Raw genomic sequence first — 18,456 nt, forward strand, 5'->3', positions numbered from 1 at the left:
TACTTGTCAATGTCCAAATGATACGCATAGGCAAGTCGAATTGCTCGAATGGTGTGTTATTTGCACCAAGTTAAATGAGAGTCATTATCAAAAGCAACTGAAATCAATGTATTTTTGGTCAATTGTTGAGCACTTCAGATCAACGCCAGCCAGAATCTGCCATCACTTTGATTGCGGTTTTCTGCGTTGCGCCTAATGCGCTAATAGAAACATTATCTGGGCTAAATTTTCCAAAGGACTTCAGTTCCTTTGATGTGCCAAGGTTTTTTAGCGGATATTCAAAAGTTGGCCCTGCAATCAGTCTGCTACCTTTTGGTGACGAAATAAACTCAACAAATTGAATTGCTTCTGCTTTGTTTTTTGCGGACTTAGCAACTCCTGCGGCACTGATGTTCACATGGGCTGGATTTGGCATGATCAACTTAATGTTTGATGTTACTTTCTGATCGTTTTTACCACTTGCCCCTGCCTGCATTCGTGCAAGATAGTAATGATTAACAAGTCCAACCCCGCATTTACCTTGTCCGACTGCACGAATCAGTGATACATCACCACCAAAGTAAGGCTGGCTTACATTCTTGACCATTCCTTTAACCCAATCAGAAGCAGCTTTTTTACCCTTCAATATGATTTGATCTGCTACCAGTGATTGGTTGTAGACGTTTTTTCTTTTACGCAAACAGAGTTTCCCTTTGAGTGCTGGATTTGCAAGATCGGAATAGGTCTTAATCGTCTTTGGATCAACGACATTGGGATTTACAATTACGGCTCTTACGCGCCTCGTGAAACCAAACCATCGATTTGATGGATCGCGATAGCGTGAAGGCACATTCGACTGGAGTTCACTCGAGGATACCGGCTGCAGAAGACCTGCTTCTGCAGCGTTGTTAATCCTTGCTGCATCCACCAACAGAATGACATCGGCGTTTGAATTTTCTCCCTCTCGTTTAAGCCGCTCAACCAGTGATATCCCTGTGGCCTCGATTAGCCTTACTTTGATGCCGGTTTCTTGACTGAATTGTTTGTAGGCAGCACGATCAGTGTTGTAATGCCGTCCTGAGTACACCCTTACTTCCTTCGCTTCGACTGAAGGGAGCCCTGCAAAGGGTGCTACCAGAGACAGCGCTGCTAAGAACCTACGCATGCTTTAAGACATCATTTCACCTATGCTAGACCAGTGATTCAACTTGTCAGCTGTTTTTGACGGTTGATTTCGTAGCATTTGTGAAACGCTTTTTATTCCTGAGATTCCCTTGGCGATGGACTTCCTGACGCATTCTCTTTTGCCTCTTCCTGAGGTTCGTGACTTTCAGCACCGCCTTAGTGCTCCTAACTTGCATTGGCGAGATGGCCGATTGACCGCAGGGGATCAGGCTGCATTAGTGAAGAATAACTACCAGCTTGACCCTAATGCCGAGCTCACAATTGCGATTACTAACTGCATTTCTTCAGCACTTACTAGTGACCCATTAATTAAAAGTTTTTCTCTTGTACGCAGGGTCCACAGTTTGTTGGTTTCTAGGTGCAGTGTCGGAGATTGTTATGGATGGCATGTTGATAATCCTTTTTCCCGGCATGGTCGTCGAGATTTATCTTTCACCTGCTTTCTTAGTGACGAAGGCACCTACGAGGGTGGATCCTTAATGATCCAAACTGGTGGTGAAGAGACGAAGCAATTTCGATTGCCACCTGGTCAAATTGTTCTCTATCCGTCTTCCACGCTTCATTGTGTGACACCAGTTCTTAGCGGTGTCCGTTATGTATGTGTCGGCTGGATCGAGAGCTATGTCAAGTCGCCTGACGACCGCTCAATGTTATTTAATATTGATGCCGGTGCTCGTGGTTTGCTGGCTCGTCATGGTCGATCTGATGAACTTGATTTGATTTTTCAAAGCTACACGAATGCTATCCGCCGCTTGTCGAGCTGATATGTAACTTTTGATAGGGTTAAACCATTTATTTTCTGGCCTTCTCTTCTCTAGAATTTGTTCAGTTGAGCTTCTTTCCATGTCAAAGCCCTCGGCCATTTCTGTCTTCGTCGCCGCAACCTCACTTCTTGTCGCCTCTGCAAGTGTTCCACCATTGCGAGCTCAAGACGCAGGTGGTCTTAAGGAGTGGAATACAGATCAAGGCGTTGACGAAGAAAGTGTTTTAGATGCTGATGCTGCCGCTCTTAAGAAAAAAGCTGAGCAAGAGGACATCTGTGTGCCTATTGGGGAAGGTGAGAACTGTTGGTAATTTTTTTACAATACAGCTTTGTCGGGGCATTAATTGCCCCTTTTTTTTGCATAAAAAAAAACGCCCCGTTGTGGGGCGTTTTGTATTTCAACAAGCCTTTTGATCAGAACTTGAAAGTTGTGATTACAACGGCGCCGAACTTGTCGTCACTGTCGTTATCGTAGTTGTTGGTCCAGAAAACAGCAGGTTTGACGCTGATGTTGTCAGTGACTTGATAGTCGTACCAAAGTTCCAGCGCGCTGTTGTCACGGTCAACGTCAGCGGAGCCTTTTGTATCAGTGATGTAGCTGCCTATTGAGCCAAAGGCAAGGCCAGCTTTGTTCCCGTCAACGAACACGTCGTTCCAGCTTAGGCCAACCATGTAGCCGAAGGTTTCAGTGGTGTCGCCGTCGGTTTCACCGTCAGAGTATCCGAAATCAACACCAGTGCTGATTGAGGGAATGATTCCCGACTCATCAGGAGTCCAGAAGCCACGAAGACCAAATGCATCCAGTGGTGCACCCTTGGTACCGAGGGTTGATTGTCCAGCAATCCAGGTTTGGCTTCCCGATGAGCTGCGGTATTGGTTCTTACGTGCGTAGGAAGCACCCAACCACCATTTGCGTGTTCCATAGCCGACTTGAGTCAGCAATGAACCACCTGCATCGTTACCTGCAATGCCATGACCTACAGCTGAATCTGCACCTGTATTAGAGGTGTAGTTGACTGCAGCATTCCATGCTGCCTCTCCTGGTCGGACATTTTGACGCCACTGAATACCAGCGCCAGCACCAGTACTTGCACCCATAACAGCGCCATAACCGCCTAACTTAAAGGCCTTCAGTACTGGGTTGTATCTGGTTGGTGTCTCCACCATGTAATAGTTCTCGATCTTCGGTCCAACCGTGATCTTGAAGTCACCAGCAGGGAAGGTGTACCAGAGCTTGTCAATACTCAGTGAAGAACCATTCGACCCGGAAGAGTTGAGGTGGGTGTCACCTGTCTCCCAGTGCTCACCGCTTCCATCTGCTGCCTGAAGGCGTGCATAAAGAAGATCTTTACCGGTAAATGACGTGTTGAGGTTCAACCGATACCGGTAGTTCATGAATAGAGACTCGCCCATACCGGTCTCTTGGTTGTCCTTGTCCATATCGACGGCACCAAGGAAGAAGTTTGCGACACCCTTCAACTTGGTGGTGGTGGAGAACTGGCTGGCTTCCAGTTCGCCAACCCTGGCTTCGAGGCCGTCAACGCGACCCTTGAGGATGGCCAGCTCGGTTTCGAACTCAGCCATCAGGCGACGCAGCTCGTCGGTCACTTCGGTGACGCGGTCGAGGCAAGCGTTCAGCAGGGCAGCCGCTTCGTAGCGGGTCATGGCACGGTTGCCACGGAAGGTGCCGTTGGGGTAGCCGGCAACGCAGCCGTAGGTCTCAACCAGACCAGCCAGAGCCTGATAAGCCCAGTCGGTGGGATAGACGTCAGAGAATTGGGTGACGCTGGTGACCTGATCAGCGGAAGCCGCGTAATCAGAAACGCCGTTGATGTTCAGCTCGGCGGCATTGGCGCCAGTGGCCAGCAGGCCAAGGGCGGCAGGGGCCACCAGCAGTTGCTGGAAAAGCTTCATTGAATTCCTCACACAAGATTGCCCACAACGGGCACACTTATGTTGGCGCCTCGCTGTGTCGTCTGCTACTCGTTTACTTCAATTAAAAGTAGCTTTCTATACACCCTTCATTTCATTTGATACGGTTATTGCCTTCTTTCTCAATGAAAACAGGCGCTCTTAGGCCTTGGGTATGCCTTGACTCGGATCAGATGACTCGCAATTTTGTGCTTTTTGTCACTCCCCACGTCTAGATCCATCTCCGTTAGTGACGGTATTGTTGAAGGAAACATTTTCTAAGGTCTTGGCCGAGTCTTCCGAAAACCGACTTGCAGTAAATAAGAAAAAGGGTTGCAAGAAATCGAAGTGCTCCAAGTGGAAGGGCGGAACGTGTCGTTGTGGGCGTTAGTTAATCCACAGGTAATAGAATCTGCCCTTTTAGTTCATCAATATAAATTTGTTGGGACTTCCTCAGAGTGCTAATCGTCCGTGATACGGTTGATCTCGTAGATCCAATGATTTCGGCAATACGTGCGTGAGGCAGTGTGTTCTCGAGCAGTAGCCCTTCTGATGTTCTTTTGCCTAGTTTTGTTATCAGTAATCTAAAAAATTTCATAAGTCTGTTTTCTATATTTGTCTCGTGCCTCACTATGTGTAGTTGAATGATCCATTCCATAATTGCATCGCTTGTGTCGGATCCCTTTTTTTCTATTGATTCAACTATGTAAGTTGTGTCTGTTATGGCTTCTACTGTGATTTCTAGGTCTTCTGGATAATGGAATTTGAAAGCATCTGCTCTGCATGCAAAAGCCAAAGTTATGTCTTTTGCGTTGTTTGATTGCTCGCCCGCTATCCTTATAACCCCACTCTTTACTGTTATTTCTGCAATTTCTCCAGCTTGGGGCCTTTCTAGGCGGATTGTTTCGTGCGAATTTAAGGATATGGATCTCCCTCCCTTTTTTCGATGTTGGTTCTCAGTATTCATTGATGTACTCAAATGTATTTTTTGCTACACCATCTTGTGCTTAATTTCCCTGATGAAATCTTTTTGCTATCTATGAACGAGTACATCAAGATTTAGTGCGTATTTAATGTCTCTTATAGCACGATGTGGTTTCTTGGTTTTGTCTCTTCTTGTTATATTTGCTTTCCTTGAGGTGAGGTACGACACAATCCGTCGGCGCGATAAAGGTGCTGTTTCTGTTAGTTTGCAACCCAAAGTAAATCTTCGGGGTTAACGTTCCGAAGTGACTCCATGTGCTCTTCTGTCAGGGCTTGTGCAGCTTTGTCGTGGCCAGCGATTGAAAGGTGGGAAGCGCGTTGAAAGCACCATGCGTTGATTTCTTCAAGCGTCTTGTTTCTAGGCTGATAATTGTTGTTCATGCTCTTTAAGGGGTATTCCTTTTTATTCTTCTATTTTATCTTGAATTTCTGGGTATTTAACTGCTTCTGCTTGTGTCATATGGTTTGTATTGGCGTGATTATTGGCTTCTTCCTTTTTAATTTTTTGCATGCTCCTGCTTTTCGAGCAGCTCTTTGCTGCTGAGCGTCTGCATGCGACGAGACTCTTATTGCTCCCAGCATAATTTGTTCCGCCCGTTCAGCAGTGAGTTGTCTGGTAGCGATGGCTCTCGCTACTCCCTGTGGCTGTCCGTGTTGCACCTGCGAAGTGCAAGCGTCCCAGGCTTTTGTTCACGATGGCCTGAGTTTCTGTTCAGAGGCCTGTGCCACCGGTCAACCCAAACACGAGCCCTGCCATGCCAGTGGCTCCTGTGGCTTCACTTTGTGGAGTGAGGCTGTCGGATGATTTCAACCCCCTGTCTTGCCGGCTGGTCTGAGCAGCATCGTCAGCCCAGACACGGTCACAACGATGGTGAGACCCCCCAGCAGGATTGGGTACACGGGTTGAAGGTTGAGCCAGCCGAACTTTCCTGTGTGCAGCTTGAGCAGCCAGAAGGCATCAATGTTCTGTTCCAGCAGCAGGCTGTAGAGGGAGCCGGTTCCAGCAGTGATCAGCAGTGGTGCTGCGGCGATCGGCACCAGCCAACGATGGATGCGTCGCGCCTTTCGGCTGGTTGTTCTTGAGCCTTTCATTGCTCGCGCAATTGTTGGTGGAGTTCCCGTTCATCAGTGCAAGGCATCCAGCGTCCATTGTTCTCGTGAACGCTGTTGCAACCGATTTCAGTTGCCCGCTGCTGGGCTTCGGCTTCGGTGCCATAGAGCCCCTTCCCGTGGGCCATTCCTGGCAATTGGTTCACCAGCAGGGCCAATACGCCGAAGCTAAGAGCCGATAACGGTTGGATGGCGCGCATTGGCTCAGAACCCTTCGCAGTGTTCGACGGCTTTGAGGCAATTCATCTTGCCGGCAGTTGTGCCTCCCTTGGGATTGATGCTGGCCCGCTGGGCGATCTGTGCGTCGATGCAGCGGTTGTAGCGATGGGTTTTGACTGCTTGTGGGATCAGCAGAACCGTGATGCTGAGCAGGCTGAGACTGCTGTCGACCGCCCGTACGGGGTAGGCGTGGGCCCGCACCATCTCGCGAGCCGTGAGCTGTTGTTGGCTGTGGTCGACCATGCGTCATTTGCGTTTGGTTCCAGCGTATGGACGCCTTACGGCTGGATTGGGCTCGAGCAATTTTGCAGTTAGCCAAAGCCCCGTCCCGAAGCGTTGGAAGGTTCTCTCGCAATTCGAAATTCGATGTGATCTGTGGCGGGGTCGTAGAGGGTGTAATGCCTTCCTCCGCCAATGCCGATCACGCTTCGTTTGGGCACAGCCTGTTCGCTCTGCTGTTCACCGGCATCGTCTTTGACGTGGGATTGGATGGATCCACCGGAAAGCTCCAGTCGGAACTGACGCTGACAGCGCGCCGTAAACAGCCGGTTCACATCCAGCCGCGTCAGCCGATCCAGCAGCACCAGGGCTGAAGTGTCTTCCGTTAGCCGGTCGCCGACGTCAGCGGAGCTGCCATGAATCAAAGCGCAGTCGAGTTCGATGAAGCCGAACTGCAGCGATGCCAGCCAGTTGAGATGGTCGGCGTCCACCGCAGCGAGAAGTTCTCCGACCGCCGCCTCGCCCTGCTCGGCTCTGAGCCCTTCAGCCTTGCGTTCGCCGCGGTAACCACATTCCGCCAGAAGCTGTTCTTCCCACCAGCCATAGATGCAGTCGGGCTTAAGATCAGCGCGCTTCGGCTGCCGCGAACGATCTAGCAGTGCATTGCACTTGCGTTGTGATCCGATCAGATCACCGAGAACGAAGAGATTGGCAACACCCCGTTGTTGCTTCAACTCCCTCTGAATCTGTTCGTACAGATCCAGGTCTCCTTGGAGATCACTCGCCAGGGCCCAGCGTTCCATCAGCGCTCACACACGTGGCTGGCGTCTTCAGCCCGCTCGGCATATTCGAAGCCGTGGCTGAGCCTCCAGGCAAACACCTCCGGTAAGCCCGCATCAACGATCGCTCGACAGGTTTTGGCGACGTCGTAGTCGACCTCCCGAATCATCACCTCTCCGGTGTTGTCGTTATGGATCACATAGGTGGCCTTGGTGCTGCCATGACGCGGTTCCCCCACAGAACCAGCGTTAACGATCCGCCGCATCGGCAGTTCAATCTCCTGTTCTGTTGGTGCGCCTTGATCGCGTTGTTGCACCTTCACTCGAATGGATCCCTGGCGTAGTTCGCGCACATAGGGCTGATGGGTGTGGCCGCAGAACACGGTTTCCGCCCCTGCTGTTTCCACCCGTACAAGGGCCGCAAAGGCATTCATGCCGGGCAACAGATATTCGTGCTGACTGTTCGGACTGCCATGCACAAACAACAACTTGTCGCGCCGAAGTGTCATTGGAAGTTCAGCCAGAAAGGCCTTGTTCTCCTCCGTCAGCAGATCGGCTGTCCAGTGATGGGCGCGATGGCCTCGTCGTTCCGCCAGCTGGGAGGGATAGCTGCATTCACAGGCATTCAGACCATCAATGATGTCCTCATCCCAGCAGCCCTGGCAGGTGGGAATCTCGCGCTGACGCACCAGTTCCACCACTTCATTGGGCTGGGGTCCGTAGCCCACAAGGTCGCCAAGGCAGGTGATGGTTTGGATGCCCTGGGAGCCGATGTCGTCGAGCACGGCTTCCACGGCGGCAAGGTTCGCGTGCAAACAGGAGATGACGGCGTGGTTCATGTCAATCAGCCTTGTGATGTGGGTTGTTGAAGCTGTTGTTGCTGCATGGCGAGCACGTCATCCGCGAGCAGACAGTCGTTGATGGTGGATTGAATGCCTTCGGGGTTGAGTGCCTTGCCCTGAACAACGAGCTCTGAGATTCGACTGGGGCGACTCTGAGGTGGTGCTGTGGCGTCCAGGGGAAGGAACTGGGATGACTCCTGGCTCACCATCCAATTGCGGAACAATGCCCGCCCGTCAGGAAGATTCATCAGGCCTTTGGCGCGCTACACATCGCCGTAGGCACCGTTCACGAGTTCAAACTAAAAGCTGCTCAGGCTGTTGGGATCCCAGACACAACCTGAAAGAGAGGTGTGCCAGGCCTCGAGCTTGCTGAACTCCAGGGTGTCCTTTGCAGGCAATTCAGGGTCTCGCCCGAAGTGCAGGAGTTGGTCGGGGTGCAGCTGTAAGGCCTCCAGCTTGGAGCGAACGTCGTCTCCGAGCCCTTCAACTCCTTCCTTGCTGGGGGGATGGAACTGCTGCACTTCGATCAGGGTCAGCCCATCGTTGTCCTGCTTCAGATCCGTTGCGTTGGCTGTTGCCGGTTTCTCAAGCCTGGGCACCTGGTCCTTGAGCCAGGTCAGGTCGATTCCGCTGTCTTCCCCCTGTTCAAGCCCCGCTGCCTTCTCTCCCCCCAGCTGCAGGTAGGCGCAGGGGCCTTGATGCTGCTGGAGCCTTTGCAGCGCCCAGGTTGTTTTCCTGCACCCCGGAGGGCCTGAAATCAGGCACACCTGCCCCATCGCAACCTCCCCGAAACCCGAGAATCATTCTCATTATGAGCCGCCGTCGCTGCTCTGTCCCGTTCTCCCTGTGCCTTTGGACGCTTGGTATCGCTTGCTATGGCGCTCCCTGCTTGTCTCGCTAGGGTCATCGCAACCCGGTTTTGATCTATGCAGGCCTTGGAGTTCCTCGCCCTTGTGCTGGTGAACTTGGCTCTGACGGTTTATCTGGTTGAAAAGGGGACCAAGTTCTGGAAGGAGAATCGCCGCCTCAAACGTCTCGTCAATCAGCACCCTGAGATGAAGGGTGTGCATCCCGATGAGGACGGCCTCTTTGTGTTTGAGAGCGATGATTCGCTCAAAGTGCTCGTGCTGGAGAACGATCAGCCCGGTTCTGATGAGCCCTTCTACGTCACAGAAGAGGATCTGGAAGAGGATTGAATCGATTGGTGCAGGAATGGAACGATGAGTTCATCACCCAGGCTCAGCATGAGCTCAAGGGGATGGTGGCTGATTGGAAATATGACTACGGCGTGAGTGATCGCGATTGCTCGGCGATGTTGCTGTGGATGCTGATCAAGCTCAATCCCGACGCCAAGATCGATGCTGCGCTGCTTGATCGCTGATGCGACCGTTCGCTAGGTGCAATCACCGATGCCCTTTAGTTCGCCGGGATACAGAATGAACAGGTAACCCCCAGCTCAGAACAGGGGGAAACTGCGTCGAACAGGGGAGGGATTAGGGAACCCTCCCTTTTTTGTGACCACCAATGCAAAGTGTTGCCCCTGGCGCTGCATCTGGGGTTTTGCCACAAAAAAGCCCGCTGAAGAGGCGGGCCGGGTGATGGGGTCTCTCAATATAACGAGCAAGGGCACCACATGCAGCGTTGATGTGTGATCAAGGAGCTCTACATAAGTAATCGTGCTCCCCCTAGATCTGGGGCTGGATGAGTATTGTCGACCCAACGCATCAAGATCTGGTGCTGTGAGCCGGGTGATGGGGATTGCTCCGGCTTGATGAATCGCTCCATGGCTGGAGCGATTTTTTTTGTTATCGATGTGAGTGGTGGTTGTGTTCCACCTCTGGCACGTTGCGGCTGAGGTAGAGGGCGTTGCTGAGCCCCATCACAATGGTGCATCCGGCGGGTCCGCAGACCCGATACAGGTGATTGCCGATCGATTCCACGGTTCCATTGCCTTGAACGGAGTAGGGCAGGCGCAGGGTTTCGGTCATGGGATCACGTTTGAAACTGCAGCCGTCCTACGGATCCATGATTGGACCGGGCTGCGACAACCGATACTGGTTTGGCTTTCTTTGTGTCTCTCAGCATTCCTTAAGAATTGAGCCCTTTGGTTCTTGATGGTTCAGGTGCCTGGGAAATGGCTGGCCTGAGCCGATCGAGGTGATCGCGCACTTCCAGATCGGGCATGCGCATCACCCGTTGCATCAGGTTCTGTCGGTGGGCATAAAGCCCTTTGCATCCCTTCAGCGGTTCGATCAGCAGATCGAGCAATTGAGCTTTGGCTGTTGTGTTGGTCATGGTTTTCGGTGCTCCTCGCCTCGTGTTCCATCAGCATCGGCAAAACCTGAGGGCCACACATCACCCACTTGAGGGGGTGTGGAGTGGTGATTCAAAACGATGTCTCCCTCATCTGAGGGGACGTCGTCTGATGACTCCCCTTAACGTGACCTGTCTTCTGGGGTTCCGATGAGGGTTCTGCAATCCGTTCTGGCATTGTTGCTGGTGCTGGTGCTCGGTTGTGCAACAACCTCAACGGTCTCTGCGGCAACGATTGAGGAGGGGGCCAGTGGTGATCTGATTGCCACGCTGGAAAAGGCGCGGGATGTTCGTGAGCAGGCCGATATCAAGATCCGGGAAAACCTCAAATTGATGGCGTCGAGTTGTCTGTATATGAGTGATTCGTTGAAGGAGTTGATGGCTCTTGAGAATCAGTTTGAAGACCGCCAGATCGAAGATTTCACCGTGGGAATGGCAGACGCGGTTGAGCTGGAGTTGCTCGATGAGGAGTCACGCAAGATCAAAGCGCTCTATCGCAGATCCCACTGTGATGATCCGATCATCCTGCGGGAGCAACTGCGGCAGGCCGATCAAAAGCGCAAGGCCTGAACCAGCAGCAGACCCCCGATCCCTGTGACGGAGGGGCCGGGGGTCTGTGTCTGAACGATGGTGTTCAGGGTTGGTGTGGCCGTCCCGTTCCGTTGAACAGGCGGCCTAACTCGCTCGTTTGTGCATGACGCAATCCATCAGATGTGGCTGAAGGAAGGTCGAAGCGTCTGGCTTATGGCGCCTGGGGCCATGTTCCAAGGGGTCGGGTGATGGGAGCTCCTTAGGGCACCTGGCACGGTGCAGATGGAGTGCCGATCGGCCTGGCCTTTCGCACAAGGCCTGTCGAAGGGCGCACCCAACAAGAGGTGTGAAAACTGTTGGAGCAGGGGCTTGAAAGTCAGCTTGCTTCTGAAGTCTGCTCGGTTGGACCGTCATCTCGCATGGACGCCTCCGATCTCGATGCACACAGTCTTGGGGCTTGGCCAGGCCCTGGCAATCAGCACGAACACGCATTGCCTTTCAGGCCAGAACCGGCTGAAAGTGGGGCTGGCGTGGCTGCGATCTGATTAGCCTGAACCACCGCGTGTGGTTGATGACCATTCCCTTCGGCACGCCTGAGCCTTCGGACGGTCTGCTTAACAAGTCGGTGTCATCCACCCGACTGCGCGCCTGGCTGAACACCCGCCTCCGCCAGCTCGCGGTGGGGCAGCGGATTCAGGATGCGCGGGCTTTGCGCAGCGAATTCCTGGTGGAGTGATTGTTCAGCGATCACCCCAGCTCGAGGCAGGCCAGGCCGTAAATGTTGCGGTCGTGCCCCCTGGGGATCACGCCCTTGTACATCCGCACCGTTGACGTCATCGGTTTGAAGCCCCTGGCGCTGAGGATGGTTTTGGCGCTCGGGTTGTGGCCGGGGGTGTCGATCAGGACGACACCGTTGTGGTGGTCCAGGGCGTTGTTCAGCAACAGCGAGGCCATGCCGGGGTCTTCGGCGAGCCAGGGGCCCACCCGCCAGCCCTCGCCGATCGGCAGCAGGCAAGGCCGAATGCGCACGTAGCCATGGCATTCGCCCTCGGCATCCCTCGCCGCGAACACATCTCCGGCTCTGTGGCGGAGCCATAGCTCAAGGAAGTGGGGCCTTGGGCTGATCTCATGGCGTTCGTCGTAGCGCTGAATCGCCTCCAGCGACACCTCGCTCAAGGGCACGACGGCAACGTCGCTGCGCTGGCTGGGGCTTGCGTGCAGTGATGCCTCGCTCCGGAACAGCATCTGCCGGCGGGTGGTGATGCAGTCCTTCTGAAATCCAGCGCGTTCGTAGAAGCCCACCATCTGCACCGCGGCCTCCAGGCCGATGCACTGCACGCTGCTCAGGGTTTTTAAGGCGTGTTGCCAGAGCTGATGCCCGATTCCTTTGCCCCGATGCTCCGGCTTCACCACGAACAGCCCGATGAAGGCGTAGTCGGGGTTGTAGGTGACTGCAGCGATGCAGCCCACCGGTGCGTTGTCTTGCCAAGCGAGCCAAATCCCCTGGCGATCGGTGTTGGCGTAGATCTCGATGTCGCCGATTCCTGGGGCGAAATCCTGCTCACGGGCCAGGGCCGTGACCACGTCGAGGTCGGCAGGTGTGAAGGGTCTGATCTCCAGCATCGAGCTCGGCCCATCCCGACCCTGCTGAACTCCGTCTTACCGCCTTTGACGGCTGATCTCCATCCCTGAATCAGCCCATCCTCTGCTGGTGCATGACTGTTCTTGCTGAACATTTGCTCTCTAGGGTGCTCCTCATGACTGCTCTGCCTGCGGGCTCTTGATCCCCATGACTGCTTCGAAGCTGTTCGATTTCCTCGGCCGGGTGCTGATGGCGGCCGTGTTCGTGAATGCCCTGCCGGCCAAGTTCACCAACTTCGCTGAAACCGCAGGCTTCATCGCCTCCAAGGGCATCCCCGAACCCCTGGCTTCTGTGTTGCTCGTGGCGGCGATCGTGGTGCTGATCGCCGGATCGATCCTGCTGGTGTTCGGCAGCAACACGGTGCTGGGGGCCTCGCTGCTGCTGCTGTTCCTGGTGCCCACCACGCTGATCTTCCACACCTTCCCGGTGGACAGCGGCTTTGCGATGAACCTGGCCTTGATCGGGGCATTGATTTTGGCCATCACCCGTGCCTGGGGCAATGGCGTGCCCAGCTTCACGCACCTGCGCTCCAAGGGTTGATCGCTTGATGGCTGGATCAGGGCAGGCCCAGGGCCGTTCCTTCGCGGCGCGGATCAGCGGCCCCCTGCCAGCCAGCACCGATTTTTTGAATCAGAGCGGTGCCGCTGCCGATGCTCTGACGCCGCGGGCTTGCTTCGCTTTTGAGCTGCTGCAGCGGAAATGGCCAGGGCAGCGGCGGATTGCTTTCCAGCACCAGCGTTGTGCCCCGGCGTGAGAGATGGGGAAGGCCCACCGCCCGCGCCGGCGGTTCGTTCCAGATCAGGGATGCCAGCAGCACCCGGCTGAGCAGATGGGGAATGCTGCGGCCGCCGGGGCTGCCGAGGGCCAGCACCGGCTCGCCCTTGCGGAACACCAGCGTCGGCGCCATCGACGACATCGGCCGTCGTCCGGGCAGCCGGCGGTTGGCGACCGGTTTGCCGCCAAGGCTGGGCTTGAAGGCGAAATCGGTGAGCTGATTGTTCATCACCATGCCTCCCACAAGGTGCCGACTCCCGAAGATCGTCTCCACCGAGGAGGTGTAGGAGGCAATGTTGCCGCTGGCATCCACGATGGTGACCTGGCTGGTGCCCTGTTCGATGCCCTGATCTGGCCGGCCGTAGGGATAGCGATCGATGCCTGGCGGCAATCCCGGCGTTGGCCTTTCGCCGTTGGCGCCCTGCATGGCTCTGGCCCGGCTGTTGATGTAGGCCGGATCCAGCAACGCCGTGCTGGGAACCGAGCCATCGATGGGGTCGTGCACCCAATAGAAGCGGTCGGCATCGGCCCAGGCCTGGGCGCGGGCCAGCTGCCGCCACACCTGCGGCTCAGCTGCGCTGGAGTTGGCCAGGTTGGTGGTCTGGTTCAGCAGCGCCAGGCTTTGCAGCAGCGCTAAGCCACCGCTGCTGGGGGGCGGCACCGTGCAGATCCGGTGCTGCAGCTGCTGGCTGCAGAGGGGAGTTCGCCGGACCACGGCATAGCTGCTTAGATCAGCGGAACTCCAGCCGCGGAAGTTCGGCTCGCTGGCCTGCAGGGCATTCACCCCGTCCAGGATCTTCTGCGCCAGAGGCCCGTGATAAAAGGCTGGTCCCCCTTTCCTGGCAAGCAGTTTCAGGGTGCGTGCCAGGGCTGGGTTGTGGAAGGGTTGATCCGCTGCTGGTGGCTGTCCGCCGGGCAGGTAGAGCGCTTGAAACTCAGGACTGTGGGCCACGCCGAAACGCTGGGCCAGGCGAATGGAGCGCAACAGACGCGGGCTCGGCAGAAAGCCTTTGCTGGCCAGGCGGATCGCCGGTTGCAGGGTTTCGCTCCAGGGCAGATGGCCATGGTTTTGATGGGCCTCCCAGAGCAGGGCCACGGTGCCGGGAATGCCGATGGCGTTGGCTTGGCTGGTGGCCTGACGCCAGGGGAGGGGACCCCCCGCTGCGTCGAGCAGATCGCCTGGGCGGCTGCGTTCGGGGGCCACTTCACGGCCATCCAGCACTGCAAGCTGGCGTTGCTTGGCATCCCAGTGCAGCAGAAAACCACCACCCGCCATGCCGGAGCTCTGGGGTTCCACCACCGCCAGCACTGCCTGGGCTGTGACTAGAGCATCGATGGCGCTGCCGCCGTTCTTCAACGCAGCCAGCGCTGCCGTGCTGGCGAGGGGATTGGCGGTGACCACCACGGCGGATCCGCGGGCGGTTGAGATGCCTCTGCTGTTGGTGTCGCTGGATTCCGGATCGTCCCTGCTGATCGGGGCTGCCGATGCTGGGAGGGTGCTCCAAAGGCTCAGCGCCAGCAGCAACGCTTTGAGCTGGGGGAGCACGGCGTTGGATCGGCTGGTTTCAGTCTTGTGGCTGGTGAGGCGGACTGTTGGCCTTTGCTGGCTTTCTGATCAAAAAAAAGAGCCGGCCCCTCAGCCCGCTCCTGCTTGACGCATTGAAGGCACCACAGCCTTCACCTCAAGAGTGGATCAGTGGAGGGCCGTTCGAGGTGCGATTGGAGCGTTTCTCAGGGAATTCTCAGGAGGTGGAATAGGCATTTCAGCTCAATGAGAATCATTCCCGCATGGCCGATGATCGTGCCGGCGCGAGCACCACTGCAAACGCTTCTGGAGGGAATAGGGAGCAGGTTCCCTCGCCTGCTCCTCTCCTCTCGGCTGTTAGCGAGAAGCGGCCGTTCATTAGGAGGAGATGTATCCGCAGGCCCACCTACGGGATACATCACTCACCTGATGGGAACTTACCCAAAAAAAGGTTCCCGAAGAGCCCACTCCCCGGGAACGACTCGTGCATGCGAGGAGAACTTAATGCTGCGCAATCTCCCTTAACAATGGGTAATTGTGCTCAGTCCGAGATGACTGGGTCTCGCTTTGATTGCCCTGGTTCTGAGTCGCTTGGCGCGCCCCAGATATCCAATAAAAAACCCCTGCCTGCTGCAGGGGCGCATAACCGTTTTGTTGTGGAAGATGGGTTCAGAGGCCGAGGAATTTGGCTGGAATTCCATCCAGGCTGTTGTTGCCCATCATCTGGAAGATGACGTTGATCAGCATTCCTCCGATGTGGAAAGCTCCCACCAGAGCCAGGCCTCTCCAAAGTTTTTCGGCTGCTGCTGGGGGCTGATTGTTGGCCCAGGTGCCGGATCCGTTGGTCATCGGTTGATCGCAACTTCAACAACGTTGGCGAAATAGGTAGTAGCGGTCCAGCAGTCGTCACTGAGGTTCATCAGCGCACCGGCGGTGGACAGCGTCGCCAGCCTGTTTTGAGCATCGTGTTCCAGGCTTCGATGGCGTTGTGCCGCAGCATCCGTCGCCGGGTCTGGGGCACCGGCGGACTGGGCGGAATCCAGCTGTAGGTGCGCACCACCACCCACTGGGCATGGGCGGTGGATGCATCTGGTTTGAACTGCACCACTTTCTGCTGCTCGGCGCTCACCAGCCAGCCTTCTCCGCCGGGCTGTTCTGGTGGTTCGTGGGTGGCGCGGTAACGGGGCAAGGGGTGGGGCGACGGCAAATAGAAGACAGCTCTGCAAAGCATCTGCTGCCGAGGCGGCGCCCCGGCTTCACGATGGCGAATTCGCTGCTTGAACGGTGAGCCATATCGAGCAGGACGCTGGTCAGACCTGAACGACGCTCGCGAGTCCGACGGTCTATGGATGAATGAGTTGTTGTTGTCCTCGAGGAAAAGAAGCTTGTCTCAGTCAAAACGAGGCTTGAGAGAAGCTTCTGGTGGCCTTGGCTTGCGACCACGGTCCAACCAAGGCAGGGCACCTTTGCATCGGTCGGCGCATGGTTCGAGGTCTTCGTGAAAGATGTTGAGCAATTTTTTGTTTCTCCAAGAAAAAACATAAAGTTTTGTCTTTGCTTGATAAGCAAGAATTCGAAGTTCAACGCATTGGTTCAAAAAGTTATTGGGGCTTCATTCTTTTCTCGCATACATTCCGGCAAATCCAGAAAGCGATGCCCTGCCGTCAGGTTGAAGATTTTTCCCAGAAAATTGCCTCAGATTTTGCTGCAGCCTGCAGGACTGATGAGCAGAGTGAGGATTGTTTTGGGACTGCTTACAACTACGGTCGCGACCATGTGACCCGTTTGACGCACGAGATCATTCGACTTCAGCGGGAGAGTGGTTTATCGCGAAAGGAAATCGTTGAGTCGATCAAAGATCTGGCCAGTCACATGAATGCACTCTCCTATGTGTTTCTTGTGGCGGCCGATGTCGCCGAAAAAGCCCTGGACCGTGATTGATCCTGAGGAGGCGTCTGCACACAACGAGTCCCTAGAAGATGCTCCTTGCTATGCCCCGCGGGGCGATTTTCTGATTGGTCTTGCTCAGGAAGCGTTTTCCTTTACCAGGAGACGGAAGCTTGAGAAGGAGATCGCCGTGATCAAATCAGCGCTGAAGGGCCATGACAACAAACCCACAACCCGTCGCGCCAGGCAACTCAAAACTCGTCTTGACAAGCTCAAGGATGAGCTGAACAGCGACCCATAGGTATGACTTCCAAGACTCGAGGGATTCTTTCCGCCCTTTTGTTCAGACCCTGCTGTATCCAAGCTTGGTTTCAAAGATCTTGAGTGGAAGTCCAAATGACTCCATCAACTGCCGGCAGTCATCGCCCACCGTGCCGTACACCTCAACGCTGAAGCCATCGCCAAGCTCCGCATGCTTCTGCAGATACTTCTGAACGGGAGGGTTGGAGACGTGGGCGCTGAATGCCTCGTCGTTGGCGTAGACCTCAGACCACACGAATGCTTGGGGATCGTCCGGGTCCTGATCAAAGGTGTGGTGAACCATGCCTGGCTCAGATGCCTGAACGGCTTCGTCGGTGACGCGGGCCAGCTCCAGGTATTGGTCCACACAGCCGGGTTTGACATGGATTCGTGCCAGCAGCATGAACGGAGTGGTCTTGTCGAAGCTGGCCATTGGATGTCAGGCGGTGCCCAAGTGTTCCATGGATTCAGGCTGACCCCCCCCCCTGGAGGTGCACTCTCCAGGGGAACCCAACATGTGTTCAACTTACGAACCGATGGTGACGATCAGGCGGCTAGAGGCTGTTGTTTCAGCGACAGGCGACCGCCAGCCATCGAGTTGTGAACCAGGTCTTCGGCGTAGCGACGGCCTGCTTGTTGTGCTTCTCGAACGCTCTTGAAATTGCCGACAAAGTCGTATTCCTTTCCGTCAACCGTTGCTGCAACCGCATAGAGCCTGTCAGTCACCTTGCTCACAGACCAGCGCAAAAAGCAGGCCGGGGAGTTCTTCTGACTGTGCATACTGTCCTCCATGAAATAACGGGATGACTTAAGCACTTGATTACTTGTTTGATTTCAAAGCTTTAAATATCGCAAATAGGTAATTATATTTCTTTCATGATTTGCTCATCAAGTACACATTGAATCGATAGGTGTGGAGGGGCGTGGCCGAGGTTTTTGAGCAGCTCCCTCTGCCGCGATGGCTGACCTTCAACCAAGCTGCGACTTAACGATGTGGAGCCACGGAACCGCGAGGAGAAGCGAGTCCTCCCCGAGCGATGCGGTATCCGCATAAACACGTTCGCTACGTCACACTGATTTGTGCCTGATGCACTGAATGTCTACAGCTTGTAGACACAGAGAGGTTCCCCCATTGATCGCTCTCAACGGGGAAACTCGTCTGCCAGCCCCAGGGTCGCTCTCCCCGTGCTGCTCAGCACCACATCTGGTATGGGGGCGACTGAGGGCTCAATGATGAGGCCATTCAGCAGGCTTGTCTGGTAATTATTGAAGATGTGCTGATCCGCCAAAAATTTCGGTAGATCCCTGCGATGGTTTCGACCGATACGGACTGCCTAAAAGCTCGATTGGCCTCGGGAGAACGACTGGATTCGCTAGACAAGCGGACCCAGCAGTTGCCGCTGACATGGGTCCGCGTCCCGGGCTAGGTGCATGAGACCAAGACGCGATACAGATAAGCCATAGGAACCAGGCGACTCAGCGAAATCCACTAC

At 55.1% G+C, this 18,456-nt stretch carries 28 protein-coding genes; 10 read left to right on the forward strand and 18 right to left on the reverse strand.

The features are described 5' to 3' along the window. Positions 1-139 precede the first annotated feature (139 nt). Positions 140-1,144, reverse strand: coding sequence for an extracellular solute-binding protein (locus SynTAK9802_RS04985; protein ID WP_186497588.1), 1,005 nt, complete (start codon positions 1,142-1,144; stop codon positions 140-142). Between the two features lie 115 nt (positions 1,145-1,259). Between SynTAK9802_RS04985 and SynTAK9802_RS04990 the strand changes: the two genes are divergently transcribed. Both SynTAK9802_RS04990 and SynTAK9802_RS04995 read left to right on the forward strand, forming a co-directional pair. Continuing rightward, complete coding sequence (locus SynTAK9802_RS04990; RefSeq protein ID WP_186498036.1) at positions 1,260-1,928, forward strand: Fe2+-dependent dioxygenase; 669 nt, start codon at positions 1,260-1,262, stop codon at positions 1,926-1,928. A gap of 79 nt (positions 1,929-2,007) precedes the next feature. After that, entirely contained in the window at positions 2,008-2,238 is a 231-nt protein-coding gene (locus tag SynTAK9802_RS04995) for a hypothetical protein (protein WP_186497590.1), read from the forward strand. 103 nt (positions 2,239-2,341) lie between these two features. Here SynTAK9802_RS04995 and SynTAK9802_RS05000 read toward each other — a convergent pair whose 3' ends face one another. Together SynTAK9802_RS05000 and SynTAK9802_RS05005 are read right to left on the reverse strand one after the other, a co-directional pair. Continuing rightward, positions 2,342-3,841 (reverse strand): iron uptake porin, encoded by a 1,500-nt coding sequence (locus SynTAK9802_RS05000; RefSeq protein ID WP_186497591.1) that lies wholly within the window; start codon positions 3,839-3,841, stop codon positions 2,342-2,344. Positions 3,842-4,229: 388 nt separating this feature from the next. Continuing rightward, positions 4,230-4,805, reverse strand: coding sequence for a helix-turn-helix domain-containing protein (locus tag SynTAK9802_RS05005; protein WP_186497592.1), 576 nt, complete (start codon positions 4,803-4,805; stop codon positions 4,230-4,232). A gap of 639 nt (positions 4,806-5,444) precedes the next feature. Between SynTAK9802_RS05005 and SynTAK9802_RS05010 the strand changes: the two genes are divergently transcribed. After that, complete coding sequence (locus SynTAK9802_RS05010) at positions 5,445-5,627, forward strand: conjugal transfer protein TrbI (RefSeq protein WP_186497593.1); 183 nt, start codon at positions 5,445-5,447, stop codon at positions 5,625-5,627. A 2-nt stretch (positions 5,628-5,629) separates the two neighbouring features. On the opposite strand, the gene SynTAK9802_RS05015 is transcribed toward SynTAK9802_RS05010, so the two are convergent. From SynTAK9802_RS05015 to SynTAK9802_RS12780, 7 genes are all read right to left on the reverse strand, one after another. After that, positions 5,630-5,914 carry a hypothetical protein gene (locus SynTAK9802_RS05015; RefSeq protein WP_186497594.1) on the reverse strand — a complete coding sequence of 95 codons (285 nt, stop codon included), beginning with the start codon at positions 5,912-5,914 and terminating at the stop codon, positions 5,630-5,632. Next, positions 5,911-6,132 (reverse strand): DUF3721 domain-containing protein, encoded by a 222-nt coding sequence (locus SynTAK9802_RS05020; protein ID WP_186497595.1) that lies wholly within the window; start codon positions 6,130-6,132, stop codon positions 5,911-5,913. Before SynTAK9802_RS05020 ends, SynTAK9802_RS05015 begins: the two co-directional genes overlap by 4 nt. Positions 6,133-6,136: 4 nt before the next feature. Beyond that, positions 6,137-6,394: a hypothetical protein gene (locus SynTAK9802_RS05025; protein WP_186497596.1), complete on the reverse strand. Its 258-nt coding sequence runs from the start codon at positions 6,392-6,394 to the stop codon at positions 6,137-6,139. Positions 6,395-6,462: 68 nt separating this feature from the next. Further along, complete coding sequence (locus SynTAK9802_RS05030) at positions 6,463-7,173, reverse strand: phosphoesterase (RefSeq protein ID WP_186497597.1); 711 nt, start codon at positions 7,171-7,173, stop codon at positions 6,463-6,465. Then, positions 7,173-7,988, reverse strand: a complete 816-nt coding sequence (locus SynTAK9802_RS05035) for a metallophosphoesterase (RefSeq protein ID WP_186497599.1) — start codon at positions 7,986-7,988, stop codon at positions 7,173-7,175. Before SynTAK9802_RS05035 ends, SynTAK9802_RS05030 begins: the two co-directional genes overlap by 1 nt. 5 nt (positions 7,989-7,993) lie before the next feature. After that, positions 7,994-8,242 carry a hypothetical protein gene (locus SynTAK9802_RS12775; protein WP_370586390.1) on the reverse strand — a complete coding sequence of 83 codons (249 nt, stop codon included), beginning with the start codon at positions 8,240-8,242 and terminating at the stop codon, positions 7,994-7,996. 48 nt (positions 8,243-8,290) lie between these two features. Then, positions 8,291-8,767: a hypothetical protein gene (locus tag SynTAK9802_RS12780; protein ID WP_370586382.1), complete on the reverse strand. Its 477-nt coding sequence runs from the start codon at positions 8,765-8,767 to the stop codon at positions 8,291-8,293. Between the two features lie 150 nt (positions 8,768-8,917). On the opposite strand from SynTAK9802_RS12780, the gene SynTAK9802_RS05045 reads away from it, so the two are divergent. Continuing rightward, positions 8,918-9,187, forward strand: a complete 270-nt coding sequence (locus tag SynTAK9802_RS05045; protein ID WP_186497601.1) for a hypothetical protein — start codon at positions 8,918-8,920, stop codon at positions 9,185-9,187. A gap of 8 nt (positions 9,188-9,195) precedes the next feature. Next, the gene (locus SynTAK9802_RS05050; RefSeq protein ID WP_255487860.1) at positions 9,196-9,372 is read left to right on the forward strand and encodes a hypothetical protein; all 177 of its coding nucleotides are present in this window, start codon (positions 9,196-9,198) and stop codon (positions 9,370-9,372) included. 424 nt (positions 9,373-9,796) lie between these two features. Here SynTAK9802_RS05050 and SynTAK9802_RS05055 read toward each other — a convergent pair whose 3' ends face one another. Next, complete coding sequence (locus SynTAK9802_RS05055) at positions 9,797-9,979, reverse strand: hypothetical protein (RefSeq protein ID WP_186497603.1); 183 nt, start codon at positions 9,977-9,979, stop codon at positions 9,797-9,799. A 100-nt stretch (positions 9,980-10,079) separates the two neighbouring features. Continuing rightward, positions 10,080-10,286, reverse strand: coding sequence for a hypothetical protein (locus SynTAK9802_RS05060; protein WP_186497605.1), 207 nt, complete (start codon positions 10,284-10,286; stop codon positions 10,080-10,082). A gap of 168 nt (positions 10,287-10,454) precedes the next feature. On the opposite strand from SynTAK9802_RS05060, the gene SynTAK9802_RS05065 reads away from it, so the two are divergent. Both SynTAK9802_RS05065 and SynTAK9802_RS05070 read left to right on the forward strand, forming a co-directional pair. Further along, entirely contained in the window at positions 10,455-10,874 is a 420-nt protein-coding gene (locus SynTAK9802_RS05065) for a hypothetical protein (protein WP_186497607.1), read from the forward strand. Positions 10,875-11,406: 532 nt separating this feature from the next. Further along, positions 11,407-11,571, forward strand: coding sequence for a hypothetical protein (locus tag SynTAK9802_RS05070; protein ID WP_011364523.1), 165 nt, complete (start codon positions 11,407-11,409; stop codon positions 11,569-11,571). 11 nt (positions 11,572-11,582) lie between these two features. Here SynTAK9802_RS05070 and SynTAK9802_RS05075 read toward each other — a convergent pair whose 3' ends face one another. After that, positions 11,583-12,458, reverse strand: coding sequence for a GNAT family N-acetyltransferase (locus SynTAK9802_RS05075; protein ID WP_186497608.1), 876 nt, complete (start codon positions 12,456-12,458; stop codon positions 11,583-11,585). Between the two features lie 166 nt (positions 12,459-12,624). On the opposite strand from SynTAK9802_RS05075, the gene SynTAK9802_RS05080 reads away from it, so the two are divergent. Continuing rightward, positions 12,625-13,017: a DoxX family protein gene (locus tag SynTAK9802_RS05080; RefSeq protein WP_186497609.1), complete on the forward strand. Its 393-nt coding sequence runs from the start codon at positions 12,625-12,627 to the stop codon at positions 13,015-13,017. Positions 13,018-13,033: 16 nt separating this feature from the next. On the opposite strand, the gene SynTAK9802_RS05085 is transcribed toward SynTAK9802_RS05080, so the two are convergent. The 3 genes from SynTAK9802_RS05085 to SynTAK9802_RS05095 all read right to left on the reverse strand — a co-directional run bounded on the left by SynTAK9802_RS05085 (position 13,034) and on the right by SynTAK9802_RS05095 (position 15,965). Then, a complete protein-coding gene (locus SynTAK9802_RS05085) occupies positions 13,034-14,797 on the reverse strand; it encodes a gamma-glutamyltransferase family protein (RefSeq protein ID WP_186497610.1) in 1,764 nt (587 codons plus the stop codon). 648 nt (positions 14,798-15,445) lie between these two features. Further along, the gene (locus tag SynTAK9802_RS05090) at positions 15,446-15,625 is read right to left on the reverse strand and encodes a hypothetical protein (protein WP_115009204.1); all 180 of its coding nucleotides are present in this window, start codon (positions 15,623-15,625) and stop codon (positions 15,446-15,448) included. Positions 15,626-15,695: 70 nt separating this feature from the next. Next, positions 15,696-15,965 (reverse strand): DUF1651 domain-containing protein, encoded by a 270-nt coding sequence (locus tag SynTAK9802_RS05095; RefSeq protein ID WP_244272276.1) that lies wholly within the window; start codon positions 15,963-15,965, stop codon positions 15,696-15,698. Between the two features lie 359 nt (positions 15,966-16,324). Here SynTAK9802_RS05095 and SynTAK9802_RS05100 point away from each other — a divergent pair, with 359 nt between their 5' ends. Continuing rightward, complete coding sequence (locus SynTAK9802_RS05100; RefSeq protein ID WP_255487861.1) at positions 16,325-16,717, forward strand: hypothetical protein; 393 nt, start codon at positions 16,325-16,327, stop codon at positions 16,715-16,717. Continuing rightward, positions 16,710-16,964, forward strand: coding sequence for a hypothetical protein (locus SynTAK9802_RS05105; RefSeq protein WP_186497611.1), 255 nt, complete (start codon positions 16,710-16,712; stop codon positions 16,962-16,964). Before SynTAK9802_RS05100 ends, SynTAK9802_RS05105 begins: the two co-directional genes overlap by 8 nt. A 42-nt stretch (positions 16,965-17,006) precedes the next feature. Here SynTAK9802_RS05105 and SynTAK9802_RS05110 read toward each other — a convergent pair whose 3' ends face one another. Both SynTAK9802_RS05110 and SynTAK9802_RS05115 read right to left on the reverse strand, forming a co-directional pair. Then, positions 17,007-17,396 (reverse strand): putative quinol monooxygenase, encoded by a 390-nt coding sequence (locus tag SynTAK9802_RS05110; protein ID WP_115009202.1) that lies wholly within the window; start codon positions 17,394-17,396, stop codon positions 17,007-17,009. Positions 17,397-17,509: 113 nt separating this feature from the next. Then, positions 17,510-17,698 (reverse strand): hypothetical protein, encoded by a 189-nt coding sequence (locus SynTAK9802_RS05115; RefSeq protein ID WP_083757090.1) that lies wholly within the window; start codon positions 17,696-17,698, stop codon positions 17,510-17,512. Positions 17,699-18,456: the final 758 nt, after the last annotated feature.

It is taken from the genome of Synechococcus sp. TAK9802 (genome assembly GCF_014279535.1).
Lineage (GTDB): Bacteria > Cyanobacteriota > Cyanobacteriia > PCC-6307 > Cyanobiaceae > Parasynechococcus.